The organism is Pseudomonas promysalinigenes (genome assembly GCF_014269025.2).
Lineage (GTDB): Bacteria > Pseudomonadota > Gammaproteobacteria > Pseudomonadales > Pseudomonadaceae > Aquipseudomonas > Aquipseudomonas promysalinigenes.
The window spans coordinates 773,254-797,723 of the sequence record NZ_CP077094.1 but is presented as its reverse complement, the minus strand read 5'-3'; the positions used below and the strand labels follow the sequence as shown (position 1 = coordinate 797,723).

25 protein-coding genes and 1 pseudogene are annotated in these 24,470 nt (G+C 60.5%); 15 read left to right on the top strand and 11 right to left on the bottom strand.

Annotated features, from left to right (window positions below; all coding sequences use genetic code 11):
- Positions 1-22: 22 nt before the first annotated feature.
- On the bottom strand, positions 23-1,390 hold the full coding sequence (gene radA, locus HU725_RS03725; protein WP_054887132.1) for a DNA repair protein RadA: 1,368 nt from the start codon (positions 1,388-1,390) through the stop codon (positions 23-25).
- Between the two features lie 177 nt (positions 1,391-1,567).
- Between radA and mscL the strand changes: the two genes are divergently transcribed.
- The gene (gene mscL / locus HU725_RS03720) at positions 1,568-1,987 is read left to right on the top strand and encodes a large-conductance mechanosensitive channel protein MscL (protein WP_060478511.1); all 420 of its coding nucleotides are present in this window, start codon (positions 1,568-1,570) and stop codon (positions 1,985-1,987) included.
- 33 nt (positions 1,988-2,020) lie between these two features.
- Here mscL and HU725_RS03715 read toward each other — a convergent pair whose 3' ends face one another.
- Positions 2,021-2,797, bottom strand: a complete 777-nt coding sequence (locus HU725_RS03715) for a ferredoxin--NADP reductase (protein ID WP_186477411.1) — start codon at positions 2,795-2,797, stop codon at positions 2,021-2,023.
- 204 nt (positions 2,798-3,001) lie between these two features.
- Here HU725_RS03715 and HU725_RS22960 point away from each other — a divergent pair.
- The 3 genes and pseudogenes from HU725_RS22960 to HU725_RS03705 all read left to right on the top strand — a co-directional run.
- Positions 3,002-3,417: pseudogene (locus tag HU725_RS22960) on the top strand (autoinducer binding domain-containing protein); the annotation flags it as partial.
- A 105-nt stretch (positions 3,418-3,522) separates the two neighbouring features.
- Positions 3,523-3,714: a LuxR C-terminal-related transcriptional regulator gene (locus HU725_RS22955; RefSeq protein ID WP_264081736.1), complete on the top strand. Its 192-nt coding sequence runs from the start codon at positions 3,523-3,525 to the stop codon at positions 3,712-3,714.
- A 93-nt stretch (positions 3,715-3,807) separates the two neighbouring features.
- On the top strand, positions 3,808-4,932 hold the full coding sequence (locus HU725_RS03705; RefSeq protein WP_186477410.1) for a methyltransferase: 1,125 nt from the start codon (positions 3,808-3,810) through the stop codon (positions 4,930-4,932).
- A gap of 66 nt (positions 4,933-4,998) precedes the next feature.
- On the opposite strand, the gene HU725_RS03700 is transcribed toward HU725_RS03705, so the two are convergent.
- From HU725_RS03700 to HU725_RS03690, 3 genes are read right to left on the bottom strand one after another with little or no spacing between them, the layout of a single operon-like run.
- Positions 4,999-5,154, bottom strand: coding sequence for a DUF2474 domain-containing protein (locus HU725_RS03700; protein ID WP_186477409.1), 156 nt, complete (start codon positions 5,152-5,154; stop codon positions 4,999-5,001).
- Positions 5,155-5,162: 8 nt separating this feature from the next.
- Positions 5,163-6,170, bottom strand: a complete 1,008-nt coding sequence (cydB, locus tag HU725_RS03695) for a cytochrome d ubiquinol oxidase subunit II (RefSeq protein ID WP_060478507.1) — start codon at positions 6,168-6,170, stop codon at positions 5,163-5,165.
- Between the two features lie 3 nt (positions 6,171-6,173).
- Entirely contained in the window at positions 6,174-7,610 is a 1,437-nt protein-coding gene (locus HU725_RS03690) for a cytochrome ubiquinol oxidase subunit I (RefSeq protein WP_186477408.1), read from the bottom strand.
- Positions 7,611-7,953: 343 nt separating this feature from the next.
- Here HU725_RS03690 and HU725_RS03685 point away from each other — a divergent pair, with 343 nt between their 5' ends.
- The 3 genes from HU725_RS03685 (at position 7,954) to trmA (ending at position 11,724) form a co-directional block, all read left to right on the top strand.
- On the top strand, positions 7,954-9,174 hold the full coding sequence (locus tag HU725_RS03685) for an MFS transporter (RefSeq protein WP_186477407.1): 1,221 nt from the start codon (positions 7,954-7,956) through the stop codon (positions 9,172-9,174).
- Between the two features lie 172 nt (positions 9,175-9,346).
- Positions 9,347-10,642 carry an NCS2 family permease gene (locus HU725_RS03680; protein WP_060478504.1) on the top strand — a complete coding sequence of 432 codons (1,296 nt, stop codon included), beginning with the start codon at positions 9,347-9,349 and terminating at the stop codon, positions 10,640-10,642.
- Entirely contained in the window at positions 10,639-11,724 is a 1,086-nt protein-coding gene (gene trmA, locus HU725_RS03675; RefSeq protein ID WP_186477406.1) for a tRNA (uridine(54)-C5)-methyltransferase TrmA, read from the top strand. The genes HU725_RS03680 and trmA overlap by 4 nt, the downstream gene beginning before the upstream one ends.
- Before the next feature lie 42 nt (positions 11,725-11,766).
- On the opposite strand, the gene pcaG is transcribed toward trmA, so the two are convergent.
- Positions 11,767-12,372, bottom strand: coding sequence for a protocatechuate 3,4-dioxygenase subunit alpha (gene pcaG, locus HU725_RS03670; RefSeq protein WP_186477405.1), 606 nt, complete (start codon positions 12,370-12,372; stop codon positions 11,767-11,769).
- Positions 12,373-12,382: 10 nt separating this feature from the next.
- A complete protein-coding gene (pcaH, locus tag HU725_RS03665; RefSeq protein WP_060478501.1) occupies positions 12,383-13,102 on the bottom strand; it encodes a protocatechuate 3,4-dioxygenase subunit beta in 720 nt (239 codons plus the stop codon).
- A 188-nt stretch (positions 13,103-13,290) separates the two neighbouring features.
- Between pcaH and ypfJ the strand changes: the two genes are divergently transcribed.
- Positions 13,291-14,184, top strand: a complete 894-nt coding sequence (ypfJ, locus tag HU725_RS03660) for a KPN_02809 family neutral zinc metallopeptidase (protein ID WP_060478500.1) — start codon at positions 13,291-13,293, stop codon at positions 14,182-14,184.
- Positions 14,185-14,349: 165 nt separating this feature from the next.
- The gene (locus HU725_RS03655; protein ID WP_186477404.1) at positions 14,350-16,269 is read left to right on the top strand and encodes a methyl-accepting chemotaxis protein; all 1,920 of its coding nucleotides are present in this window, start codon (positions 14,350-14,352) and stop codon (positions 16,267-16,269) included.
- A 57-nt stretch (positions 16,270-16,326) separates the two neighbouring features.
- Here the strand turns inward: HU725_RS03655 and ggt are convergent, their stop codons facing one another.
- The 3 genes from ggt to mdaB form a co-directional block, all read right to left on the bottom strand.
- Positions 16,327-17,994 carry a gamma-glutamyltransferase gene (ggt, locus tag HU725_RS03650; protein WP_060478498.1) on the bottom strand — a complete coding sequence of 556 codons (1,668 nt, stop codon included), beginning with the start codon at positions 17,992-17,994 and terminating at the stop codon, positions 16,327-16,329.
- Positions 17,995-18,111: 117 nt separating this feature from the next.
- Positions 18,112-19,008, bottom strand: a complete 897-nt coding sequence (locus HU725_RS03645) for a LysR family transcriptional regulator (protein ID WP_186477403.1) — start codon at positions 19,006-19,008, stop codon at positions 18,112-18,114.
- Positions 19,009-19,038: 30 nt separating this feature from the next.
- Positions 19,039-19,629, bottom strand: a complete 591-nt coding sequence (gene mdaB / locus HU725_RS03640) for an NADPH:quinone oxidoreductase MdaB (RefSeq protein ID WP_186477402.1) — start codon at positions 19,627-19,629, stop codon at positions 19,039-19,041.
- A gap of 158 nt (positions 19,630-19,787) precedes the next feature.
- Between mdaB and HU725_RS03635 the strand changes: the two genes are divergently transcribed.
- A complete protein-coding gene (locus HU725_RS03635; RefSeq protein ID WP_186477401.1) occupies positions 19,788-20,102 on the top strand; it encodes a putative quinol monooxygenase in 315 nt (104 codons plus the stop codon).
- On the opposite strand, the gene HU725_RS03630 is transcribed toward HU725_RS03635, so the two are convergent.
- Positions 20,092-20,856 (bottom strand): sulfite exporter TauE/SafE family protein, encoded by a 765-nt coding sequence (locus tag HU725_RS03630; protein WP_186477400.1) that lies wholly within the window; start codon positions 20,854-20,856, stop codon positions 20,092-20,094. The two genes, HU725_RS03635 and HU725_RS03630, sit on opposite strands and share 11 nt — an antisense overlap.
- A 78-nt stretch (positions 20,857-20,934) precedes the next feature.
- Between HU725_RS03630 and HU725_RS03625 the strand changes: the two genes are divergently transcribed.
- From HU725_RS03625 to HU725_RS03605, 5 genes are all read left to right on the top strand, one after another.
- Positions 20,935-21,819 (top strand): LysR family transcriptional regulator, encoded by an 885-nt coding sequence (locus HU725_RS03625; protein ID WP_186477399.1) that lies wholly within the window; start codon positions 20,935-20,937, stop codon positions 21,817-21,819.
- Between the two features lie 158 nt (positions 21,820-21,977).
- Positions 21,978-22,322: a cupin domain-containing protein gene (locus HU725_RS03620; protein WP_186477398.1), complete on the top strand. Its 345-nt coding sequence runs from the start codon at positions 21,978-21,980 to the stop codon at positions 22,320-22,322.
- Positions 22,323-22,605: 283 nt separating this feature from the next.
- Positions 22,606-23,100, top strand: a complete 495-nt coding sequence (locus HU725_RS03615; protein ID WP_264081735.1) for an Hcp family type VI secretion system effector — start codon at positions 22,606-22,608, stop codon at positions 23,098-23,100.
- Positions 23,101-23,110: 10 nt separating this feature from the next.
- Positions 23,111-24,088: a hypothetical protein gene (locus HU725_RS03610; protein ID WP_186477396.1), complete on the top strand. Its 978-nt coding sequence runs from the start codon at positions 23,111-23,113 to the stop codon at positions 24,086-24,088.
- A 5-nt stretch (positions 24,089-24,093) separates the two neighbouring features.
- Positions 24,094-24,459, top strand: coding sequence for a hypothetical protein (locus HU725_RS03605; RefSeq protein WP_225915514.1), 366 nt, complete (start codon positions 24,094-24,096; stop codon positions 24,457-24,459).
- Positions 24,460-24,470 lie beyond the last annotated feature (11 nt).

The window sequence follows — 24,470 nt, the reverse complement described above, 5'->3', positions numbered from 1 at the left end:
GCATCGTCGGCCCCTTTTTCATTTATTCGAACAAGGCATCCAGGGCCTGTTCCAGCCGGGTCACGGCGATTACCTGCAAACCTGCAGGCGGCTCCTTGGGCGCATTGCCCTTGGGCACGATGGCACGTTTGAAGCCGTGCTTGGCCGCTTCTTTCAGGCGCTCCTGGCCACTGGGCACGGGCCGGACCTCCCCAGACAAACCAATCTCACCGAATACCAGCAGGCCGTGGGCCAAAGGCCGGTTACGCAGGCTGGACATCACCGCCGCGAGCAACGCCAGGTCCGAAGCCGTCTCCAGCACTTTCACCCCACCAACCACATTGAGAAACACGTCCTGGTCATGGGTGGGTATACCCCCGTGGCGATGCAAGACAGCCAGCAACATGGCCAACCTGTTCTGGTCAAGGCCAAGGGTGACCCGCCGAGGGTTGGCCAAGTGACTGTCATCGACCAGGGCCTGCACCTCTACCAGCATCGGCCGAGTCCCTTCCCAAGTGGCCATCACCACACTGCCGGGTACCTCTTCCTGGGTGCGATTGAGGAAAATCGCCGAAGGGTTCGACACCTCTTTCAGGCCGCGGTCGGTCATGCCGAATACGCCCAGCTCGTTGACTGCGCCGAAGCGGTTCTTGACCGCCCGCAACAGGCGCAGGCGGCCGTCGGACTCGCCTTCGAAATACAGCACGGTATCGACCATATGCTCGAGCACCCGCGGCCCGGCCAGCGAACCTTCCTTGGTGACATGGCCAACGAGGAAGATCGCCGTACCGCTCTGCTTGGCATAACGCACCAGCAGCGCCGTGCTTTCACGCACCTGAGCCACCCCGCCGGGGGCGGACTGCAACTGCTCGGTGAAAATGGTCTGGATGGAGTCGATCACCATGACCCTAGGCTTTTCTACCCGAGCGGTGGCGATGATGGTTTCGATGCAGGTCTCGGTCATCACCTTGAGCTGGTCCTGGGGCAAGCCCAAGCGCCGTGAGCGCATGGCCACCTGCTGCTGCGACTCTTCACCGGTGACGTACAACGCCGGCATGCCCACCGCAATGTTGCATAACGTCTGCAGCAAGATGGTCGATTTACCAATGCCCGGGTCACCGCCAATCAGCACCACCGAACCATCGACCAGGCCGCCGCCCAGTACCCGGTCCAGTTCGGTGCTGCTGGTGGTGAAGCGCGGAATTTCTTCGACGCTGACTTCAGCCAAGGTCTTGATCTGGGCTTGTTGCCCGGTCCAGCCGGCACGGCCACTGGGGGCCGCAGCGCCGCCACTTTCGATCATGGTCTCGACCAGGGTGTTCCAGGCCCCGCAGTCGGCGCACTGGCCGGCCCACTTGGGGAAGGTCGCGCCGCACTCGGTGCAGCCATACAAACGCTTGGCCTTGGCCATTGGGCAGGGTCTCCTGGAAAAAACCGCCATCATAGCCGACGGTGATGTGTCTCGAACGGCTGCGGATGCGACAAAACTATTCGTTCTAACCGCAGTCACTACCCCTGAAGCCAACGCATGAAGGCATCAAGTGGCTTACACTGCGTTAACCTCACCATTTGTTACAAGGAATCAAACATGGGCATGCTCAGTGAGTTCAAGGCCTTCGCGGTCAAAGGAAATGTCGTCGACATGGCGGTCGGTATCATCATCGGCGCGGCCTTCGGCAAGATCGTCTCCTCGTTCGTTGGGGATGTGATCATGCCGCCACTGGGGCTGCTGATCGGCGGCGTCGATTTCAGCGACCTGGCCATTACCCTCAAGGCCGCCGAAGGTGACGTGCCAGCTGTGGTGCTGGCCTACGGTAAGTTCATCCAGACCGTGATCGACTTCCTGATCGTCGCCTTTGCGATCTTCATGGGCGTGAAGGTGATCAACCGTCTCAAGCGCGAAGAAGCCGTAGCCCCCAGCGCACCGCCGGCGCCCACGCCGCAGGAAACCCTGCTGAGCGAAATCCGCGACTTGCTCAAGGCGCAGAACCAGAACCGCCTGCCCTGAAAACAGCGGGGGCCGCGCTGCGGCCCCTGAATCTCACCAGTAGTTTTCCACCGCCACCTGCCCTGGCCGCCGGCTCAAGCTCAGTTGCAGGTCACGCGCCTTGAGCACCTTGCGCGTCTCGTCGATCATCTCGGGGTTGCCGCACAGCATGATGCGCGAATGCTCTGGAGAAAACGCGAGCCCCGCTGCCTTTTCCAACTCACCGCTCTCGATCAGCGTAGTGATGCGCGCATTCAACGCGCCAGGGTGCTGCTCGCGGGTGACCACCGGAATGAACTGCAGTTTGCCAGCGAATTCCGCCAGGTAATCACGCTGCTCGAGCCCGGCAATTTCTTCAACGTATGCCAGCTCATTGGCTTCGCGCACCGAGTACACCAGCTTGATGTTGTCGAAGCGCTCCCAGGCCTCGAAGTCCTGCAGGATGGACATGAACGGCGCAATACCGGTACCGGTTGCCAGCAGCCACAGGTCGCGACCGCCGACAAAGCGGTCGAGCGTCAGGTAGCCGAACGCCTGACGGTCGATCATCAGCGTGTCGCCCTCGCCCAGGCGGCTCAGTTCGCTGGTGAACTCCCCGCCCGGCACCACGATGGAGAAGAAGTCCAGGTATTCGTCATGGGGGGCACTGACCATCGAATAGGCACGCCAGACCACGCTGCCATCGGCTTTGGTCACCCCGAGGCGGGCGAACTGGCCGGCGCGAAAGCGAAACCCTGGATCACGCGTTACCCGCAGGCTGAACAGGTTCGGCGTCAGCGGCTGAACGTTCAGCAGGGTCTGGTGGGTAAACTTGTCGGCACTGGCGGTCATTGCGGGCTCCATCGATAGCATGCGCCCAGTGTCGCGCAAAGCGGCGCCAATAAAAACCGCTGGAGTGTAGGGCTACCGATTGGCATTCGTCGGTTTTTTCATGAAACCAGCCCGTGAGTATAGAAAAAAGCCTAACGCGCTGCTGAGTCTTTTCCTACAATCTTTTCATGTGTCAACACCGGGACAGGATCCAAGGGAGAAGCAATGATGCTTCAATGGAACCATGAACATTTACACAGGCTGGTCAGCGAAAGTACCCCTCACAAGGTGTTTGACCTTGCGGTGCACCTGACTCAGGACATGGGCATGGAGTTCATAGGCCTCAGGGTTCGTATTCAACTCGCTGCACAATCCCCCCGGATCTACCTCTATAGCAATTACCCTGCGGACTGGATCGAATGCTGTCAGCGCGACGACTTCTACAAACAGGACGCCGCTGCAACCCAGAGCCATAGCTCGACCATGCCGGTCATCTGGACCGACGACCTCTACCGCGAGGTGCCCCATTTTCGAGAGCTCGCCTGTGCTATGGACTGCGACACGGTTGGACACAGTCGGTGCACGACCCACAGCACAATGAAAGCCAGCTGAGCGTCTGCCGGCCGCTGGGTGAAGTCAGCATCAGCGAGCTGTACGACAAGGCGGGCAAGGTGCAGTGGTTGTGCCATACCCTGCATGCCATCATCAGCGAGTACCACCTGGCCAAGCTCAGTGCGCCGCTGAAGATGAGCGAGCGCGAAATCGAGGTGCTGAAGTGGTCGGCAGCCGGCAAAACTGCCGCCGATGTAGCCTGTATCCTTTCCCTGTCGCAAAGCACGGTGAACTTTCACATTCGCAGCGTCATCACCAAGACCAACGCGGCCAACAAGGCCGGCGCCATCGCCATCGCCATGATGCGCGGCCTGATCGATCAATAGCCGGGCCTGCGGCTGCAGTCAAACCTCTGTAGAATCGCGCAGCAAAGCTCACGGCGAACCGCCGTGGGCAGATTCGTAGCTGAGCCAGACGCCATGCCCCTGTTCACCACCCCCTACGCCGAACTCGACCTGATCCGCCAGCCGGACCAAGCCAATGACCCGTTGCAGGCCTTCGATGCCGCCGATCAGTACCTGCTCGAGCAGCTGCATGCACAGAACCTGCAGGCTAGCAGCCGGTTGCTGGTACTCAACGACAGCTTCGGCGCACTGGCAGCTAGCCTGGCCGGGCAACTGACAGTGGTCAGCAGTGGCGACTCGCACCTGGCCCGCATGGCGCTGGAGAAGAACCTTGCCAATAATGGCAAGGCTTTCGACAGCGTGCCGTTCGTGCCAGCCAGCGCACAATGGCAAGGCCCGTTCGATAGGGTGCTGGTGCGGGTGCCCAAGACCCTGGCGCTGCTCGAAGAACAATTGATCCGTTTGCAGGGCCATCTGGCCCCTGATGCCCAGGTAATGGCTGGCGCGATGATCAAGCACCTGCCGCGCGCCGCTGGTGACCTGATGGAAAAGTATATCGGGCCGGTACAGGCGTCGCTGGCGCAGAAAAAGGCCCGCTTGTTGACCGCCACGGTCGCTGACCGCCCAGTGGCCAAATCACCCTACCCAACTCGCTATCTGCTCGACGCGCCGGCACTGGAACTGCTCAACCATGCCAACGTGTTCTGCCGCGAGGGCCTGGACATCGGCACCCGCGCTTTCCTGCCGCACTTGCCGCGTAACCTTGGTAATGCCCGCGTGGCTGACCTGGGCTGCGGTAATGGTGTGCTGGCCATCTCCTGCGCCTTGGCCAACCCGGACGCGCAGTTCACCTTAGTGGACGAGTCGTACATGGCGGTGCAATCGGCGCAGGAGAACTGGCAAGCGGCGTTGGGTCAACGACCGGTCACGGTGTTGCCGGCAGACGGCCTGGCCGGGGTGGAAAAGCAGTCGCTGGATGTTGTGCTGTGCAATCCACCATTCCATCAACAACAGGTGGTGGGCGACTTCCTGGCCTGGCGCATGTTCCAGCAGGCGCGCGAGGCGCTGGTGGTGGGCGGTGCGTTGTACATCGTCGGCAACCGCCACTTGGGCTATCACAGCAAGCTGGCGCGGCTGTTCCGAGGTGTGGAACAGGTTGCAGCCACCCCGAAATTCGTGATTCTCAAAGCCCGCAAATAACGCAACCGAGGCTCGCTGTACTAGCGGCCTCGTGCTGCGAAAAGGGTGCCACGCGCACTTGGGCTGTCAATGCGTGGTAAGCCCGGCTGCGGCCATGAACAGCCGCATCACCCAGGCCGCCAGGCCTAACGCGGCCACGCTCAGCGCCCAGATCAGCACCAGCCAACCCAACCGCTGCCACAACGGCTTTTTCTCTTGCAAGCCATGTTTACCGCTCATCATGGGCCCCTCTAGTGGTAGCCGTCTGCGTGTGACACCTTGCCGCGGAACACGTAATAACTCCAGAAGGTGTACATCAGAATGAACGGCAGGATGAACAAGGTACCTACCAGCATGAAGCTCTGACTCTGCGGCGGTGCGGCAGCATCCCAGATACTGATCGAAGGCGGGATGATGTGCGGCCACAAGCTGATACCCAGGCCACTGTAGCCGAGGAAAATCAGTACCAGAGTCAGCAGGAACGGCGTGTAATGAGCTTTGCGCGCCACCGCCTTGAGCAGGCCGTAGAACGTCACCAGCACCAGCAATGGCACCGGCATGAACCACAGCAGGTTGGGCATGCTGAACCAGCGATCGGCGATCTGCGGATAAGCCATTGGCGTCCACAGGCTGACGATACCGATCACCGCCAGCAGCACCAGTGCCAGTGGCCGGGCGAGGTAGGTCATGCGCAGGTGCAGATCACCCTCGGTCTTCATGATCAGCCAGGTGCAGCCCAGCAGCGTATAGGCGACGATCAGGCCAAGGCCACAGAACAGGCTGAACGGCGTTAGCCAGTCCAGCGTCCCCCCGGCAAAATGCCGGTCGACCACCTTGAACCCTTCGAGAAAGGCCCCCAGTGCCACGCCCTGGAAGAAGGTGGCTACCAGGGACCCGCCGATGAACGCCTTGTCCCAGATATGACGTTTTTCGTCGGTGGCCTTGAACCGGAACTCGAAGGCCACGCCGCGGAAAATCAACCCGATCAGCATCAGTATCAACGGCAGGTACAGCGCTTCGAGCACCACCGCGTAGGCCATCGGGAAGGCGCCGAACAACCCGGCGCCGCCCAGCACCAACCAGGTTTCGTTGCCGTCCCAGACGGGGGCGACGGTATTCATCATTACATCGCGGTCCTGCTCGCCCTTGACGAAGGGAAAGAGCATGCCGATACCCAGGTCGAAGCCGTCCATCACCACGTACATCATCACCCCGAAGATGATGATCACGGCCCAGATCAGCGGAAGGTCGATACCCATGGCTCAGTTCCCCTTGCTCAGGCTGGCAGTATTGGCCTCGTGGCCATCATCGGCGGCAGACAAAGGCCGTGCCGGCGTGCGTTTGGTGCCAGGGCCACCGGGGTTCTGCTCGTCACCTTCGCCAGTGCGCGGGCCTTTACGCACCAGGCGCATCATATAGCCCAGGCCTGTACCGAAGAGCGCGAAATACACCACCACGAAGGCAATCAAAGTGAAGCCAAGCTGTGCATAACTGTGGTTCGAAACCCCATCGGCGGTACGCAGCAGCCCATAGACCACCCACGGTTGGCGACCGATCTCGGTGGTGAACCAGCCTGCCAGCAACGCAATCAACCCAGATGGCCCCATCCACAGTGCCACGTACAGGAACGGCCGGGAGGTATAGAGCGTGCCGCGCTTGCGCAGCCACAGGCTCCACAGGCCGACGACGATCATCAGCAAGCCAAGGCCTACCATCACCCGGAACGACCAGAACACGATGGTCGAATTGGGCCGATCCTCAGGCGCGAACTCCTTCATCGCCGGTACTTGCTTGTCCAGGCTGTGGGTCAGAATCAAGCTGCCCAACGCCGGTATTTCAAGCTTGAAGTGAGTGGTTTCGGCTTTCATGTCCGGGATGCCGAACAAGATCAGTGGGGTCGGCTCACCAGGCACATTCTCCCAATGGCCTTCGATGGCGGCGATCTTCACCGGCTGGTGCTTGAGGGTATTCAGGCCATGGAAGTCACCGATCACTGCCTGGATGGGTGCAACCACCAAGGCCATCCACATGGCCATCGACAGCATCTTGCGCAGCGCCGGGTTGTCACGCCCACGTAACAGGTGCCATGCCGCTGAAGCACCGACGAAGAAGGCGGTGGAAACGAACGCGGCGGTGGCCATATGCATCAGCCGATAAGGGAACGATGGGTTGAATACCACTGCGAGCCAGTCCACTGGCACCACCCGGCCATCGATGATCTCGTGGCCTTGCGGCGTCTGCATCCAGCTGTTGGAGGCCAGGATCCAGAAGGTCGATACCAGCGTACCCAGCGCCACCATGACCGTGGAAAAGAAGTGCAGGCCCCGACCGACGCGGTTCCAGCCGAACAGCATCACACCAAGGAAGCCCGCCTCCAGGAAGAAAGCGGTCAGCACTTCGTAGGTCAGCAGTGGGCCGGTGACAGCACCGGCAAAGTCGGAGAAGCGGCTCCAGTTGGTGCCGAACTGATAAGCCATCACCAGGCCGGATACCACGCCCATGCCAAAGTTGACGGCGAAGATCTTCGACCAGAAATGATAGAGGTCTCGGTAGACCTGGTTGTTGGTCCGCAACCACAAGCCTTCGAGAACCGCCAGGTAGCTGGCAAGGCCGATGGTGATGGCCGGGAACAGAATGTGGAACGACACGGTAAAGGCAAACTGCATTCGGGCGAGTTCTAACGCCTCTATTCCGAACATGGTGCTTCCTCTTCAGGTGATCCGGCGTGCAGGCTCGTGGCCCTATCGCCCACTGCCCCTACGGTTGTCGAGTGCGGTAAGTTGAATTTGTTCGGTTCGATCGTAGGGATTGCGGCCCGAAGGCCTTTGGTTGCATCTGGAACGATTGATCCAGGTCAACCTTCGTTACAAAGCATAGCCCTCAATAGCGCGCATGGCGGTGCGGTGGTTTGCCGCGTGGCCGGTTGCCTCACCCTCTTCCTCAAAGCCTGGAAACATGCCGATCACGGCAAACAGTAACTGCTTGTTACAATCAGATGATACGCTGCGCTCCCCCCACTACGCCGAGCCCGACAGGTTGCCGATGCCCGATTCAGCGCCGCAGTTGTTGCGTCATCACCGCCCTTTCATCGCCTTCTGGCTGGCTCGCGTGTTCACGGCTAGTGGCTTTCAAATGCTCACGGTGGCCATCGGCTGGCACCTCTACCAGCTCACTGGCAATGTGCTCGACCTTGGGCTCGTCGGCCTGGTGGAGTTCGCGCCACGAGTGCTGTTCATGCTGCATACCGGGCACGTAGCCGATCGTTACGACCGACGTAGGGTCGCGGCGCTATGCCAGAGTTTGCAGGGGCTGATCGCTCTGGCATTGGCCGTGGGCAGTGCTACAGACAACGTCAGCCGTGAACTGATTTTCGCCCTGGCGTTCCTGCTCGGTGCCACCCGCTCGTTCGAGATGCCGGCGACCCAGGCATTGCTGCCCAATGTCGTGCCGCCAGGGTTGTTTCCACGGGCAGTGGCTGCCTCGGCCTCGGCGACCCAGGCAGCGACCATCGTCGCCCCGGCCGTGGGCGGCTTTTTGTATGCATTCGGCAGCATCTGGGTATATGGCCCTACCGTTGCCCTGTACGCCGTTGCCTGCCTGTTGATGTTGACCCTGAATTCGCGCCAGCAGGTGCCTCAGCGTGGGCGCGCCAGCATCGAGTCACTCCTGGCGGGCATCCGTTTCATCCGCAGCCGGCCTGACATCCTCGGCGCCATTTCGCTGGATCTGTTCGCCGTGCTGCTCGGTGGCGCCACCGCACTGCTGCCAGTATTCGCCAAGGACATCCTGCTGACTGGCCCGTGGGGCCTGGGCCTGCTGCGCTCGGCGCCAGCGGTGGGGGCACTGCTGATGTCGCTGTGGCTGGCGCGCTTTCCAGTGGAGCGCAAGGTGGGCCGCACCATGTTTACCGCCGTTGGGGTATTCGGCGTAGCAACCATCGCCTTTGGCCTATCGACCTCGTTCTGGTTCTCGCTGGCGGTGCTGGTGGTTCTGGGCGCTGCAGACATGATCAGCATGGTCATCCGTGGCGCCTTCGTGCAGTTGGAGACGCCGGACGAGATGCGCGGGCGGGTAAGCGCAGTCAATGGCCTGTTTATCGGTGCATCCAACCAGTTGGGTGAGTTCGAGTCCGGGGTAACGGCGCACTGGTTCGGCACCGTGCCAGCGGTGGTACTGGGGGGCGTGGGCACCTTGGTGGTGACCGGGGTGTGGATAAGGTTGTTCCCGACCCTGGCCAACCGCGATCGCTTGCACAGCGATTGAGCGTGCCCGGCTACAGATGATCCATTCCCCAACGGCCATAGGCCCTTGCCGAGCATGCTGGTATGATGCGCGGCTTTTTTGCGCCCCACACAAAACCACGGCATCGGCTACGGTCTGTGCTTTGCTGATGGGGTCGATACATTCACGGCGCTAGGGCGCCCTGGGAGCGGGCATGCTGGAAAGGCTGTTTCAACTAAGAGCACACAACACCAACGTGCGCACCGAGATTCTTGCGGGCGTCACCACCTTCCTGGCCATGGCCTACATCCTGTTCGTCAACCCGAGCATCCTCGGCGAGACCGGCATGGACAAAGGCGCGATCTTCGTCGCCACGTGCCTGGCGGCCGCCATCGGCTCGACCACCATGGGGCTGATCGCCAACTACCCGATCGCTCTGGCGCCGGGCATGGGCCTGAACGCATTCTTCACCTACACCGTGGTGCTGCACATGGGCCACACCTGGCAGGTGGCACTGGGGGCGGTGTTTCTCTCGGCGGTGATGTTCTTCCTGTTGTCGATTTTTCGCATACGCGAGTGGATCGTTAACAGCATTCCACTGCCCCTGCGCTCAGCGATCGCCGCAGGTATCGGGCTGTTTCTGGCGCTCATTGCCCTGCACAATGCGGGCATCGTCGTCGATAACCCGGCAACCCTGGTTGGCCTGGGCGACCTCAAGCAGCCGGCACCCATTCTGGCGACTCTGGGCTTTTTCCTGATCGTCGGCCTTGAGTCGCTGAAAGTGCGTGGTGCGGTGTTGATCGGCATTCTGGCCGTGACCATCGCCGCGATCTTGATGGGTGTAACGCCGTTCGGCGGCGTGGTTTCGATGCCGCCCTCACTGGCGCCGACCTTCCTGCAGCTGGACATCAAGGGCGCCCTGGACGTGGGCCTGGTGAGCGTGATCTTTGCCTTCTTGTTCGTCGACCTGTTCGACAACTCCGGAACCTTGATCGGCGTGGCCAAGCGTGCCGGCCTGATGGGCAAGGACGGCCACATGCCGAAGATGGGCCGTGCCCTGATCGCCGACAGCACCGCCGCCATGGCCGGGTCCCTGCTGGGCACCTCGACCACCACCAGCTACATCGAATCCGCTGCTGGTGTGAGCGCTGGGGGCCGCACTGGCCTTACCGCCATCGTGGTCGCCATTCTGTTCCTGCTGGCGCTGTTCTTCGCCCCGCTGGCCGGTAGCGTACCGGCCTTCGCCACGGCCCCAGCGCTGCTGTTCGTTGCCGTGCTGATGGCCTCGGGCCTGGCGGAGATCAACTGGGACGACGTCACCGAGGCCGCCCCGGTGGTAGTGACCGCCCTGGCCATGCCGCTGACCTATTCGATCGCCAACGGCATCGCTTTCGGCTTCATCGCCTGGACTGCCGTGAAGCTGATCTCTGGCCGCCACCGCGACCTGAATCCAGCCCTGGTGATCCTCTCCATCCTGTTCGTCATCAAGCTGGGCTGGTTCAACGCATGAGTGCTGCCTTCGATCCCACCGTCTACGACACCCAGCTCCAGGGCAAAGTCGCCCGACTGCGTGAGTTGCTGGCGCCGTTCGGCGCACCGGAGCCGGCCGTTTTCGACTCGCCCCGCGAGCATTACCGCCTGCGCGCAGAATTTCGCCTGTGGCGCGAGGACGGCCAGCGCCACTACGCGATGTTCGCGCCAGGGGAAAAGCACAAGGCAATCCTGATCGACGACTTCCCCATCGCCAGCCAGCGCATCAACGCACTGATGCCAAGGCTCAAGGCTGCCTGGCAAGCCAGCGAGGCGCTGAGCAACCGCCTGTTCCAGGTCGAGTTCCTCACTACCCTGGCCGGCGATGCCATGGTCACCCTGTGCTACCACCGCCCACTGGACGAAGCCTGGGAAGTAGCCGCTCGCCAGCTGGCCGATGAGCTAGGGGTGAGCCTGATCGGCCGCTCCAAGGGCAAGCGCCTGGTCATAGGCCGCGACTATGCGGTGGAACAGCTTGAGGTCGCCGGGCGCGTGTTCAGTTACCGCCAACCGGAAGGCGCGTTCACCCAGCCTAACGGCGCGGTGAACCAGAAGATGCTGAGCTGGGCCTTCGAGGCCATGGGCGAGCGTGATGATGATCTGCTGGAGCTGTATTGCGGCAACGGCAACTTCACTCTGCCGCTGGCCACTCGCGTTCGCCAGGTACTGGCCACCGAAATCAGCAAGACGTCGGTCAATGCCGCACTGAGCAACCTTGACGAAAACGCTGTGGATAACGTGAAGCTGGTGCGCCTGTCGGCAGAAGAGCTGACCCAAGCGCTCAATGGTGTGCGCCCGTTCCGCCGCCTGGAAGGGATCGACCTTGCAAGCTACGACTTCGGCACCGTGTTCGTCGACCCGCCACGGGCAGGCATGGACCCAGATACCTGTGAGCTGACCCGGCGCTTCGAAAGGATCCTGTACATTTCGTGCAACCCTGAAACCCTGGCGGCAAACATCGCGCAGTTGCAGGACACCCACCGCATCGAACGGTGTGCGTTGTTCGACCAGTTCCCGTATACCCACCACATGGAAAGCGGTGTGCTGCTGGTGCGGCGCTGACCGATGAAACGTTGAGGGCCCTTCAGGGCCCCCAACCATCATTCAGAAGTCGAAGAAGACGGTCTCCCCTTCTCCCTGAATACGGATATCGAAGCGATACGCCGTCTTGCCATCTACCTCGCAACGCTTGGCCACCAGCGTCTCACGGCGCTGGGGCTGCTCGATCAGGTTGAGCACTGGGCACTTGGCGTTGGCCTCGGCCTCATCGTCGAAGTACAAGCGCGTGTGCAAGTGTATGTTGATCCCGCGAGCGAACAGGCTGATGTTGATGTGCGGTGCCATCGGCACGCCTGCGGCATTGTTCACCACACCCGGCTTGACCGTCTGTACGGTCCACTCACCGGCATCGAAGGTGGTGGCGGTGCGGCCGAAGCTGTTGAAGGCGTTTTCCAGGTTGTAAGCATCCTGGTATTGGCCGCTGGCGTCGGCTTGCCACAGTTCCAGGAACGAATCGCGCACCAGGTGACCATTGCCGTCGTAGACATGGCCAATCAGCAGAATGTGCTCACCCGCAGCATCGGGCTTGGCCATCTGGTTCCAGATTTCCTGATCACGGGTCGGGTTGCCAGCCGCTTCCAGGGCCAGGCCGATGTGCACGTAAGGGCCGGCGGTTTGCGAGGGGGTTTCCGGCAGCAGTTCGATAGGCATGACGGGGTCCTCAGCAGTTTTCGAAGTGGGTCTTGCGCTGGCCGCGCAGCACGATGTCGAAGCGGTACGCCAGGCAGTCCATCGGGTTGGCGCTGCTCATGTCGAGTTTGGCGATCAACTGCTGTACGGCTTGGGGGTTGGCGATCGACTTGACGATCGGGCACATCGGGATCAGCGGATCGCCCTCGAAGTACAACTGAGTGATCAGCTTGGTGGCGATCGATGGGCCGCTGATGGCGAAGTGAATGTGCGCCGGGCGCCAATCGTTCGGGCCATTGCGCCATGGGTATGGGCCCGGCTTGATGGTACGGAAGCTGTAGTAGCCATCACGGTCGGTCAGGCAGCGACCGACGCCACCAAAGTTAGGGTCCAATGGGGCCAGGTAACGGTCGTTCTTGTGACGATAGCGGCCGCCGGCGTTGGCCTGCCACATTTCTACCAGCGTATTGGCAACCGGCTTGCCATATTGGTCGACCACACGGCCGGCAACGATGATGCGCTCACCGATCGGCAGGCCGCCATTGTTGAAGTTCAGCAGCAGGTCGTGGTCGTGGGCACCGAAGCCCAGATGGGAAAAGTCCGGGCCGGTGGTTTCGCTGATCGACTGTGGAATGCTAACCAGTGCCTGGCGCGGCGAGCGGGCGATGGACGTCTTGTAGTCGGGCGTCAGTGCCTTTGGGTGCCAATTGCGATCACGGATCACGAAGCGGCTGTTGTCCTGGGCGGGCATGCCGGATTCCTCTCTTGGAATTATGAAAACGCCTGTACACGGCAGGCGGACTTGCAGTTTCTGATAGGTGAGCCCAGATGAATATTGAAATCAGCCACCCCATACATAACCAAATGGTTATGCATTAGAGACTTGGCTCCAACTGATCTATTCTTTGTCCCCATGTTTCAAGCTCTGGAGAGCACTTCATGGAATGGCGAAAAGGCCGGCGCAGCGACAATGTGGTCGATGCTCGGGGCGAAGGCGGTGGCGGCGGCGGTATGCGCTTTGGCGGCGGCAAAGGTTTGGGGCTGGGGGCGATACTGTTGATCGTCGGCATCGGCTGGCTGACCGGCCAGGACCCGCTGCAGATTCTTGGCCAGCTCACAGGGCAAATGGAGCAACAGCAGCACCAGGCCGCACCTAGCGGGGCCGGTGGCAAAGCGCCGCCTGCCAATGACGAGCAGGCGCAATTCGTCGCCTCGATCCTGGGTGACACCGAGGACACTTGGAAAGCCTTGTTCGCTCAGGCCGGCAAACAATACCGCGACCCTAAGCTGGTTCTGTTCAGCGGGCAGGTCAATTCTGCCTGCGGCTTTGCTTCAGCAGCCGTCGGGCCGTTCTACTGTCCAGCGGACCAACGGGTATACCTGGACATGTCGTTCTTCCGTGAAATGGAGACTCGCTTCGCTGCAGCCGGTGATTTTGCTCAGGCCTACGTCATCGCACACGAGATCGGCCACCATGTGCAAACCCTCTTGGGCGTCTCGGCCAAAGTCGATGCTGCGCGGCGCAGCGGCCAACGCATGGAGGGTGACAACGGCTTGCTGGTGCGCCAGGAATTGCAGGCAGACTGCCTGGCTGGGGTGTGGGCGTACCAGGCCCAGAAGCGGCTGAACTGGCTCGAACCCGGGGATGTCGACGAGGCCCTCAACGCCGCCAATGCCATTGGCGATGATCGGCTGCAACAGCAGGGCCAGGGCCGCGTGGTGCCCGACTCGTTCACCCATGGCACCTCGGCGCAGCGCGTGCGTTGGTTCAAAACCGGGTTCGCACAGGGCGATGTCAACAGCTGCGATACTTTCAGCGCACGCAACCTCTAAGAGCTGGGGCCGCCGCCTGTCGGCCCCGACTCGAAATCAACTGAAAAAGCGATTCAGCTTTACCCTCCGCGTGCCGATAACCCCTGCACGATTCAGCAGGCCCCAGAACAACAACGCCCTGCGATCGAAGATCAAGTGAGCGTATGAATTTTCTGGAGAGCGTGCATGAATAGCTGGTTTGCCAATATCAGCGTCAACCTTAAACTCGGCCTAGGCTTTGGCCTGGTGCTGGTTCTTACCGGCCTACTGGCCTTGACCGGCTGGACCAGCCTGGGCAGCCTGATCGACCGCAGCAACTGGATGGGCGACATCGGCCAGCTCAACAAGGACCTGACCGACCTGCGCGTAGCGCGCCTGCAATACATGATCGCCAACGGCGATGATGCTGCTGCTGCCAACACCCAAGCCAAACTGGATGTATTCAGCAAACAGCAGGCCTACCTGGCAACCACCTTCACAAGCCCAGCCAACGTCGAACTCCTCAAGGCGCTGGGGCAGACCATCAGCGAGTACAAGGTATCGCTGAGCAAGATGCGCGCCGGCTACGACAGCTCGCTGGCGGCCCGCAAGGCCATGGATGTGTCGGCAACCCGGGCCGATGAGGCCATGGATGCCCTGAGCCAAGAGGTGATGTCGCGCCCCGAAGCGGACAGCGTACGCCTGGCTCAGTATCAGCTGATCAGCAAGGCGCGCCAGCAATTGCTGCAGGTGCGCATCGATGTGCGTGGCTACATCGCCGAGAACACGGCCAGCAACGAGCAAGCCGCCCTGCGGCAGTTGGAAGGCTCGCTGGCCAACATCGAGACGCTCAAGCTTCAGCTGCCCGCCGAAGGGGCTCGTGTGCAGCAGTTCGAACAGGCCGTGTTGGCGTACCGCGATGCCGTGCGCCAGTTCCGTGATGCGGTCGCAGCGATCACGGTGGCCCGTGCGGAAATGACGGTTCAGGGCGCCGACATCGTCAAGCGCAGTGACGCGCTGTACCAAATCCAGCTTGAGCGCCGCGACGCCGAAAGCGCACAGGCACGCAGCCTGCAGATCATCGCCACGCTGCTGGCATTGTTGGCGGGGGTAATTGCTGCAGTGGTCATCACCCGGCAGATCACCCGCCCGTTGCGCGATACCCTGCAAGCTGTGGAGCGCATTGCCGGTGGCGACCTGACCCATGAACTGCGAGTCACTCGCCGTGACGAGCTGGGAGCCCTGCAACAAGGCATCGCGCGCATGGGCACAACCCTGCGCGAGCTGATCAGTGGCATCCGCGACGGCGTCACTCAGATCGCCAGTGCCGCCGAAGAGCTGTCGGCGGTGACCGAACAGACCAGCGCCGGCGCCAACAGCCAGAAGGTCGAAACCGACCAGGTCGCCACCGCCATGCATGAAATGGCCGCCACCGTTCAGGAAGTGGCGCGCAACGCAGAGCAAGCCTCGCAGGCGGCCACCGGTGCCGATGGCGAGGCCCGTGCTGGTGACCGTGTGGTAGGTGAGGCCATCAGCCAGATCGAACGCCTGGCTGAGGAAGTGCACCGTTCCACCGAGGCCATGAACCTGCTGCAGCAGGAAAGCCAGAAGATCGGCAGCGTGATGGATGTGATCAAGTCGGTCGCCGAGCAGACCAACCTGCTGGCGCTCAACGCCGCGATCGAAGCCGCTCGTGCCGGTGAGGCCGGCCGCGGGTTCGCAGTAGTGGCCGACGAAGTGCGCGGCCTAGCGCAGCGCACGCAAAAGTCCACCGAAGAGATCGAAGAGTTGGTCGCTGGCCTGCAGCATGGTACCCAGCAAGTGGCCAATGCCATGCAGGGCAGCCGGACACTGACCGACAGCAGCGTGGAACTGGCGCGCAAAGCTGGGGCATCGCTGGAGAACATCACCAGCACTGTGTCGAGCATCCAGTCGATGAACCAGCAGATTGCCGCGGCGGCCGAGCAGCAGAGCGCCGTGGCCGAGGAAATCAGCCGCAGCATCCTCAATGTGCGGGATGTGTCGGAACAGACTGCGGCGGCCAGTGATGAGACAGCAGCGTCCAGCGTCGAGCTGGCGCGCCTGGGTGGTCACTTGCAGATGCTGGTCAGCCAGTTCCGCGTCTGACCTTCAGATCGCTTTCGCGGGGTTACCCGCGAAAGCATCAAAACAGCTCACCCAGCGTTACTTGACGATCATCCCCACCCCACGCCCACGCGGGTCCGAGGCCGTTTCAAGCTGCGCCCCGTTGACCCGAATGGCCTGGATGTCCCCCATCTCCCAGCCCTGATCCTCCAGCACATAACCCATCTTCTTCAGCTCATCAGCTACTGCGCCGGTCAGCGGTGCATAGCTGTCGAAATAGATGGTGTCCTTGGGCAGCAATTGATGGTGCACACGCTGCGCCGCCACGGCCTTTTGCAGCGGCATGCCATAGTCGTACAGGTTGTTCATGACCTGGAAGATAGAGGTGAAGATGCGTGAGCCCCCTGGGGTGCCGATCACCAGCTCAACCTTGCCGTCACGGGTCATCAGGCTTGGGCTCATCGACGAGAGCATGCGTTTGCCCGGCGCAATGGCGTTGGCGTCACCGCCCACGACGCCAAAAGCGTTGGCAGCCCCAGGCTTGGCGCTGAAGTCGTCCATTTCGTCGTTGAGCAGGAAGCCCGCGCCTTTGACCACTACGCCACTGCCGTAATCGAGGTTGAGGGTATAGGTATTGCTGACAGCGTTGCCCTGCTTGTCGACGATCGAGAAATGCGTGGTTTGGTGCGGCTCCAAACCGGGCTTGACCTCGTCAGTCGCAGAGATGGCTTTGGGGTTGACCTGTGCAGCGCGCTTGGCCAGATAGTCCTTAGCCACCAGTTGGTTCACTGGGACTTTACTGAAGGCCGGGTCGCCGAGATAGTCGGCACGGTCGGCGAATACCCGCTTCTCGATCTCCGCTAGCAGGTGAATGTACTGCGCAGAGTTGTGCGCCACGCCTTTGAAGTCTGCCGCTCGGTCTTCCTTGATGCCCAGCAACTGTGCCAACGCTACCCCGCCCGAGCTGGGCGGAGGGGCTGTGTAGACCACATTGCCGCGCCAGCTGATGGCGATCGGGTCGCGCCATACGGCCTTGTAGTCCATGAGGTCTTGTTTGGTGATCAGGCCCTTGTCAGCCTGCATCTGTGCCACCAGCAGGTCAGCGGTCTTGCCTTGGTAGAACTCACTCACGCCTTTATCGGCGATGCGTTCCAAGGTCTGGGCCATCTCCGGCTGCTTGAACAACTCCCCAACTTTCATGTTGCCGAAATAATCGTTGAAGTTGGTCGCCGTCTTGAACATGCCTTGGGCATCGTTGCGGTACTGGTACTGCTTTTCTGCAACCTTGAAACCATTCTTCGCATAGCCGATGGCCGGCGTCAGCAGCTCGCTCCAAGGCAACTTGCCGAACTTGTGGTGAGCCTCCCACAGCCCCATCACCGTACCGGGCACACCCGCTGCGCGCGCGCCCACCAGGCTCAGGTTCTCGATAACCTCGCCTTTGTCATCCAGGTACATATTGCGCGTGGCTGCCTTGGGCGCCACTTCGCGGTAGTCGAGGAAGTAAGGTTTGCCGTCGACGAACAGGGTCATGAAACCGCCACCACCGATGTTACCTGCTTCGGGGTAGGTCACCGCCAGCGTGAAGGCAGTGGCCACGGCTGCATCCACCGCGTTGCCACCTTTCTTGAGAATGTCGGCGGCTACCTGTGCGCCATATTGATCGGGCGCAGCAACCGCACCGCCTTCCAGGGTAGCGGCATAAGTAGAGGAACAGCTCAGGATCGCGGCTGCCAGAGCCAAGTACTGAAACGGGACAATACGCATGACACTTCCTTGGTGTTGTTTTTGTCGAGCACTCAGTAAGGCCGAAGCGCTCGAACTGTGCAATCGGGCGCAGGAAGTTTCGCCGCCTTCGGGCAGGATATGTCGCGTTCAGGCAACTCAGCAGGCGTACATCGCCAACTTGCGCTGAATGAAGTCCAGGAAGCACTGGATACGCAGGGCCAACTGCGTATTGCGGTAATACACCGCGTGGATCGGTTGGCGATAGCCATTGCTGGCCTCGCTGAGCAGTACCTTGAGGCGGCCAGTGCGGATGTCTTCATGGGTCATGAAGTGCGACAAGGCGACGATCCCTTGCCCGTCCAGTGCAAGCTGGCGCAAGGTTTCGCCGCTGGAGGCGAGCAAGGCCGGGCGGATGCTCCACCGATCACCTTGGGCATGACGCAAGGGCCACTGGTTGAGCGTCTCTGGTTGGCTGAAGCCCAGCAGGCAATGGTTGCTCAGATCCTCGACGGTCTTTGGGGTGCCATGCCGCTGCAAGTAGTCAGGGCTTGCCAATACCTGCACAGGGCTGCAGCCAAGCGAGCGCGCATGCAGGCTGGAGTCAGCCAGTTCACCGATACGGATGGCCACGTCGGTACGCTGCTCCAGCAGGTCGATAATCAGGTCGTCGGTGTTCAGTTCCAGTTCGATGCCGGGGTACTGGCGACGAAACTCACCGATCCAGGGCAGGATGGCATGCAGCATGAACGGTGCAGCAGCGTTGATGCGCAGCCGCCCTGAGGGAGTCTGGTGATGCATCGACAGGCGCTCTTCCATCTCGTCCATCTGCTCCAGTACCCGGCGCGAACGCTCGAGGAAGAAGCGGCCCTCTTCGGTGAGGTCCATCCGCCGTGTGGTGCGGTTGACCAGGGTGGTGCCGAGCTTGGCCTCAAGGCGCGATAACGTGCGGCTGACGGCAGACGGGGTCTGGCCCATCTGCTCAGCAGCAGCGGAGATCGAACCGCAGTCGATCACAGCGACGAATACCTGAAGTTCTTCTGAGCGGGTCTTCACTTGAGCGCCTGTAGGTGAACCATGCAGGGATTAGATAGCCTTGCCGAACACGTTGTCCAGATGCGCTTCATACGCCGCCAACGCTGCCGGTACATCCGGGCGCTTCATCACATCCACCGCCAGGAAGGTCGCAAGGCCCGTCATGCCCAGGAACTGGTTGGCCTTGTGGAACGGGAAGTACACCGCATCCACACCTTTGCCTTCGAAGAAATCGCTAGGGTCGTCGAATGCCTGCTGCGGCGCATTCCAGGTCAGCGACAGCATGTACTGCTTGCCCTGCAGCAAACCACCGCTACCGTACTTTTGCGAGTGGTCGGAACGGGTACGACCGTCGTTGGCATAAAGGCTACCGTGGCCGGCGGTGAAAACTTCGTCGATGTACTTTTTCACGATCCACGGCGCGCCCATCCACCAGCCCGGCATCTGGTAGATGATCACATCGGCCCAGAGGAATTTTTGCACTTCGGCCTGGACGTCATAGCCACCGTCGATGAACGTCTGCTGTACATCGAAACCGGCACTGTCCAGGTGGGCCAGCGCGGCGTCGTGCAGGGTCTGATTGAGACGGCCGTCGGAGTGGGCGAACTGTTTGCCGCCGTTGAGCAGTAAGATATTTTTCATGCTGGGCCTCGGGTCATAAAGGAATGACCGGCACATTAATGGCCCGCGAGCGCGGGATACAGCAGGCGCGCGGCAAAATACAATTGATCTCAAGTCAACAATGCAATGGCTATTGTTGCCGTAGAATGGATACATCAATTACTTGGGAGCACCGATCCATGAGCGAGCAGCACGCGTTCATCCTCAAGGCCAAGACCCGCCCGGAAATGGCCGAAGCCTTCGAAACCCTGTTCCGCGCCTACGTCGAGCCAAGCCGCCAGGAGCCTGGCTGCATCGAATACCACATGTTGCGCGACCAGCAAGACCCTAGCCTGTTCGTGTTCTATGAGGTGTGGGCCGACAAGGCGGCGCTGGACGTACACTCGGCCCTGCCGCACATGGTCGAATTCTTCGAAAAGCGGATGGACTACCTTGAGCGCGATTTCGACATCCAGCCGATCGTGATGCTCAGCCCCTCGTCCGCTAACCGTTGAGCAGCAAATGGCCGCCCAGCGCGGCCAGGCCGATGAAGAAGCAATACTTGAACAGCGCCGCACTGATGCGTTGGCGCAGCCACTGACCGGCAAACATGCCTAGCAGCGCCGGCGCCAGCATCAGCAGCGAAGCCCCCAGCGCTTGCCCACCCAAGGCATCCTGCCCGGCCAGGCCAGCGGCCAGAGCGAGGGTCGAAACCGTGAATGACAGGCCCAACGCCTGAATCATCTCGTCGCGGCTCAGGCCCAGGCTCTGCAAGTAAGGCACCGCCGGCATCACGAATACGCCCGTGGCCGCAGTGACTAGGCCTGTCACCAACCCGCAAATCGAGCCCAGCCACCCTTCCCGCTCCGGCGCCACGCGCAAGGCAGGGCCTGCCAACCCGTACAGGGCATAAACCACCAGCGCCGCGCCCAGCGCATGCACCGCCCATGGCCCGCTGTTGATACCCACCCAGGCACTGCCGAGCAATGTACCGACGAAAATCATCACCAGCATCGGCCCTAGCCTGCGCAACAGCACTCGCAGATGCCCGCCGGTAGCGAGCTGCCAGAGGTTGGTGAGCGTAGATGGAACGATCAACAGCGCTGCAGCCTGCGCCGGTGACATAGCCAGCCCTAGCAGGCCCATGGCGATGGTCGGCAGGCCCAGGCCAATCACACCTTTGACGGCACCGGCCAGCAGGAAGGTGCTGACCACCAGCAGCGTCAACGCCGGGCCTATGTGCTGATAGAAAGCAAGCAAAGTCTTCATGGCCGCCATGATGAAGCGCAGCGGTGGAACTGAAAATCTGCCATATACTCAGCCAGACTCTCGCCAGGACAGAGGCAGATGCATTTCGACCTGATCGACCTTCGGCTTTTCCAGCATACCGTCGAGTGCGGCAACATCACCGCCGGCGCCTGCCGCAGCCATCTGTCGCTGCCAGCGGCCAGTGCCCGCATCCGTGCCATGGAAGCCTCGCTCGGCACCGCTTTGCTTGAGCGCAACCGCCGTGGCGTTCAGCCCACGTCCGCCGGGCAGGCGCTGTTGCAACATGCACGGCAGATCGCCCAACAGGTCGAGCGCCTGCAGTTCGACCTGGCCCAATATGCCGGGGGCCAGCAAGGCCAGGTGCGGCTGCTGTGCAACACCGCTGCCTTGACCGAGTACCTGCCAGAGCTGCTGGCCAGCTACCTTGCCGACAACCCAGGGCTCGGCATCGACGTGCAAGAGCTGCCGAGCCTGCGTATCGTGCAGTCGATCACCCAGGGCATGGCTGATCTGGGCGTCATTTCTACCGCAGCCCCCAGCGCGCATCTGCAGACCTTGCCATTTCGTGATGATCCGCTGGTGTTGGTGACACCGCCGGGCCACCCCCTCAGCGAAGCGCCTGCACCGAGCTTCGTCGACTCCCTTGCCCATGGTCATGTTGGGCTGGGGGCCAACAGTGCCTTGGCGTTGTATTTGGAAGAACAGGCGCTGCGCGAAGGCCGGCGCATGCAGGTACGGGTGCGGGCCGAAGGGTTCGACGGGGTAATTCGCATGGTCGCCGGTGGCGCCGGCATTGGCGTGGTGCCGCTGGCATCGGTTAAGCGCTGGCAGGGGGTACTGCCGATGAATTGGGTTGCGCTGCGAGAGGACTGGGCCAAGCGGCGGTTACTGTTATGCGCGCGAGATTTCGCCGGGTTACCAGGGTATACGGCAGGGTTGGTCGAGCGATTGATGCAGGCCTGATCGTTCATCGGTGCCTGCACTGGCGCACTCGCGGATGTACCTACAGGGTTTGCGCTGCATAGCGCGGGCAGGCAGCTGGGCGTCGAGCCCAGGCAACTGCGGGTCGGCCATAGGGCCTATGGTGACCAGTCATTCAGCCAGTCACCAGGAGTTGTGCCATGTCCGATTTCATCACCGTCCTGCGCGAAACCTGCCCGACGCCGGTCGTGGACGCCACCAAGTGGAAGCGCATCGGCGGCGACCCACACACCGTCAACCTCAACGCCTACCTGTCGGCTGACGGCAGCAAGATCATGGGTACCTGGATCTGCACCCCGGGCAAATTCGAGGTCAACTACGAGAAGTGGGAGTTCTGCCACTTCCTCGATGGCTACTGCATCATCACCCCGGAAGGCGAAGAGCCCAAGCACCTGAGAGCGGGTGATGTGTTCGTGATCGAACCGGGGATGAAAGGCACCTGGGAAGTGGTCGAGACCGTGCGCAAGTACTTCGTCTTTGCCTGATTTTTTGCCAGAGTAATGCAGGCCCTGTGGAAATCACTAAACTTACTGCAGGGCCATCACTGTATTTAACATCAACAGCAAAAATGGCAAGACAATGCTGCGCTTAAGCTCTTCAACATCGTTTGACACGAACCCTCAGCTTAAATCACTCTGCTTGTAGTCCCTTTCTGAATTGCTTCATGCCGCCCCTTATCCTATTGCCCTCGCACGCACCCAGATCTAGCCTGCATTGACCGCCCAAGTCAGCGGGCAACATCCCTGGTCAAAATAATGTCAAGGAGAGATAAGGATGGCTTGCGACGCCTATATTCAGATCGACAATATCCCAGGAGAGGCCCTGGACGAAAAATACAGTGAGTGGATTGAAGTGCTGGGGTACGACTTTGGCATCAGCCAAAGTACATCTGCCACTGCAAGTTCTGCAGGTGGCGCAACATCCGGCCGGACCTCCGTCACAAACTTCACTTTCACCAAGTACCTCGACAGTGCTAGTTGCAAACTGTTAGAAGCCAGTTGCACGGGCCAGCATCTGAAAGAGGTGAAGCTTGCCCTATGCCGGGCTGGCGGTGAAAAACTCAGGTACTTTGAGATCATCCTTGAAGAGGTGATCATCGCGGAGTATTCGCAGAGCGTGGACACGGGGGTGCCAGTAGAAGTGGTGCAGCTCAATTACGGCCGGATCAAGACCACTTACACCCGGCAGCGCCGCCATGACGGCAGTGGCGGCGGTAATATCGCCGGGGGCTGGGACCGCATCGGCAACAAGAAATACGCGTGAGGGTACCGCCATGTCCGAAGCCCGCGCGTACCTCAATCTCAAACTGCAGAACTACCACAGGCTGAAATCCGACCTGGCGCTGACTGGTCATTCCCTGGAGAAGTTCGACGTGCTGAATTCACACATAGCCAATACCGTGGTCCGTAGCGGCGAACTTATCATTATCGGCGATCCCACCACGGCCTCCTGCACCAGCCAGGAGGCCTGGATGATGAGGCAGGCGACAATCGTGCACATTGGGCTGATGCGCAATGGCCAAGGGGTGGACAATTTTTTCGTCGATAATTTCGAGACGCTGAAAAGCTTGATCGCGCATGCGTCCATGGGCGCTGGCGTTGTCAGTGAAGGGTGGAGCAAACACCTGAAAGCTATCGAGGCCACTTTGATGGATATCGAAAAGCTGCATCAACGGCATCTCGGGTCAGGGGCCATCGCGGCTCGCGATCAGTTCTATGCACAGCGTGCGGCCTTGTTCGTCAACCTGGATGAGCAGTTGAACAAATTGGCTGCTTACGGTTCGGGCCTGAGAAATAAACGCTCTATTAAAAGGACGTTGGGGATATCCACAAAGAGCTATTTACATACAGGTGAAATTGCGGGATATGCCAATAAAGTTGCGGGCGTAGCGAAGGCAGCCAGCGTGATAAAGCAAGGCACCTACGTGGGGGTGGCTCTCGAAGTCGCAGGAACAGGACTTGAAATCCACAAGGCCTGCACGCTCGGGCGTGAAGCGGATTGCGAAAAGGCTAAGTATGTTCAAGGCGGCGCATTAATTGGGGGACTAGCAGGCGGAAGCCTTGGCGGGTATGCGGCTGGTACTGTGTTGGCCCCTGGTCTATGTGCCGCGATCGGCTTGACAACGGCAGGCACGGGTGGACTGGTCTGTGCAGCACTGATCGGTGGTGCTGGAGCCACGATTGGAGGGAAAGTTGGAGAGGGCCAAGGTGAAGTCTATGGTGAGTTTCTGTACAGAGCGCTTTCGAGGTGAGCTTTATGGATGAAGGAATACCTGCGGCAATCATCATAAACCTGATCATCATCACAATGATAATTCAGTGCATTATTGCCGCTCGACGCACTGAGTATTATGAATCTCTATTCCCTAACAGCCAATACATAGAAAAAAACAAAGCAACGTACGAGCAAGCCGGACTATTAGGAAAGCTCATGCGTACTGGAGCAATCTCAACAGTACTCATAATGCCTTCAGTTTTCACAAAAAGGAAATTAGTAGCACAAGAAGACATTGCATCATTCCCTAAAAATGCGAAGAACTTACTTATAACTCTATGGGCGATAGAAATGACGCTTTTTACATGCCTTATGATTTCCCACTACCTTAAGCCTCAATTTAATTGAGCGATCCATTG

Excerpts from the sequence above, each read along its gene's own strand:
- HU725_RS03715 (WP_186477411.1), bottom strand. The coding sequence starts at position 2,797 with ATGACCGCCAGTGCCGACAAGTTTACCCACCAGACCCTGCTGAACGTT.
- HU725_RS03625 (WP_186477399.1), top strand. The coding sequence starts at position 20,935 with ATGCATTTCGACCTGATCGACCTTCGGCTTTTCCAGCATACCGTCGAG.
- radA (WP_054887132.1), bottom strand. The coding sequence starts at position 1,390 with ATGGCCAAGGCCAAGCGTTTGTATGGCTGCACCGAGTGCGGCGCGACC.
- HU725_RS03705 (WP_186477410.1), top strand. The coding sequence starts at position 3,808 with ATGCCCCTGTTCACCACCCCCTACGCCGAACTCGACCTGATCCGCCAG.
- mdaB (WP_186477402.1), bottom strand. The coding sequence starts at position 19,629 with ATGAAAAATATCTTACTGCTCAACGGCGGCAAACAGTTCGCCCACTCC.
- HU725_RS03620 (WP_186477398.1), top strand. The coding sequence starts at position 21,978 with ATGTCCGATTTCATCACCGTCCTGCGCGAAACCTGCCCGACGCCGGTC.
- HU725_RS03680 (WP_060478504.1), top strand. The coding sequence starts at position 9,347 with ATGCTGGAAAGGCTGTTTCAACTAAGAGCACACAACACCAACGTGCGC.
- cydB (WP_060478507.1), bottom strand. The coding sequence starts at position 6,170 with ATGGGTATCGACCTTCCGCTGATCTGGGCCGTGATCATCATCTTCGGG.
- mscL (WP_060478511.1), top strand. The coding sequence starts at position 1,568 with ATGGGCATGCTCAGTGAGTTCAAGGCCTTCGCGGTCAAAGGAAATGTC.
- HU725_RS03685 (WP_186477407.1), top strand. The coding sequence starts at position 7,954 with ATGCCCGATTCAGCGCCGCAGTTGTTGCGTCATCACCGCCCTTTCATC.
- HU725_RS22955 (WP_264081736.1), top strand. The coding sequence starts at position 3,523 with ATGAGCGAGCGCGAAATCGAGGTGCTGAAGTGGTCGGCAGCCGGCAAA.
- ggt (WP_060478498.1), bottom strand. The coding sequence starts at position 17,994 with ATGCGTATTGTCCCGTTTCAGTACTTGGCTCTGGCAGCCGCGATCCTG.
- HU725_RS03700 (WP_186477409.1), bottom strand. The coding sequence starts at position 5,154 with ATGATGAGCGGTAAACATGGCTTGCAAGAGAAAAAGCCGTTGTGGCAG.
- HU725_RS03655 (WP_186477404.1), top strand. The coding sequence starts at position 14,350 with ATGAATAGCTGGTTTGCCAATATCAGCGTCAACCTTAAACTCGGCCTA.
- HU725_RS03605 (WP_225915514.1), top strand. The coding sequence starts at position 24,094 with ATGGATGAAGGAATACCTGCGGCAATCATCATAAACCTGATCATCATC.
- ypfJ (WP_060478500.1), top strand. The coding sequence starts at position 13,291 with ATGGAATGGCGAAAAGGCCGGCGCAGCGACAATGTGGTCGATGCTCGG.
- trmA (WP_186477406.1), top strand. The coding sequence starts at position 10,639 with ATGAGTGCTGCCTTCGATCCCACCGTCTACGACACCCAGCTCCAGGGC.
- HU725_RS03690 (WP_186477408.1), bottom strand. The coding sequence starts at position 7,610 with ATGTTCGGAATAGAGGCGTTAGAACTCGCCCGAATGCAGTTTGCCTTT.
- pcaH (WP_060478501.1), bottom strand. The coding sequence starts at position 13,102 with ATGCCCGCCCAGGACAACAGCCGCTTCGTGATCCGTGATCGCAATTGG.
- HU725_RS03610 (WP_186477396.1), top strand. The coding sequence starts at position 23,111 with ATGTCCGAAGCCCGCGCGTACCTCAATCTCAAACTGCAGAACTACCAC.
- HU725_RS03630 (WP_186477400.1), bottom strand. The coding sequence starts at position 20,856 with ATGAAGACTTTGCTTGCTTTCTATCAGCACATAGGCCCGGCGTTGACG.
- HU725_RS03635 (WP_186477401.1), top strand. The coding sequence starts at position 19,788 with ATGAGCGAGCAGCACGCGTTCATCCTCAAGGCCAAGACCCGCCCGGAA.
- pcaG (WP_186477405.1), bottom strand. The coding sequence starts at position 12,372 with ATGCCTATCGAACTGCTGCCGGAAACCCCCTCGCAAACCGCCGGCCCT.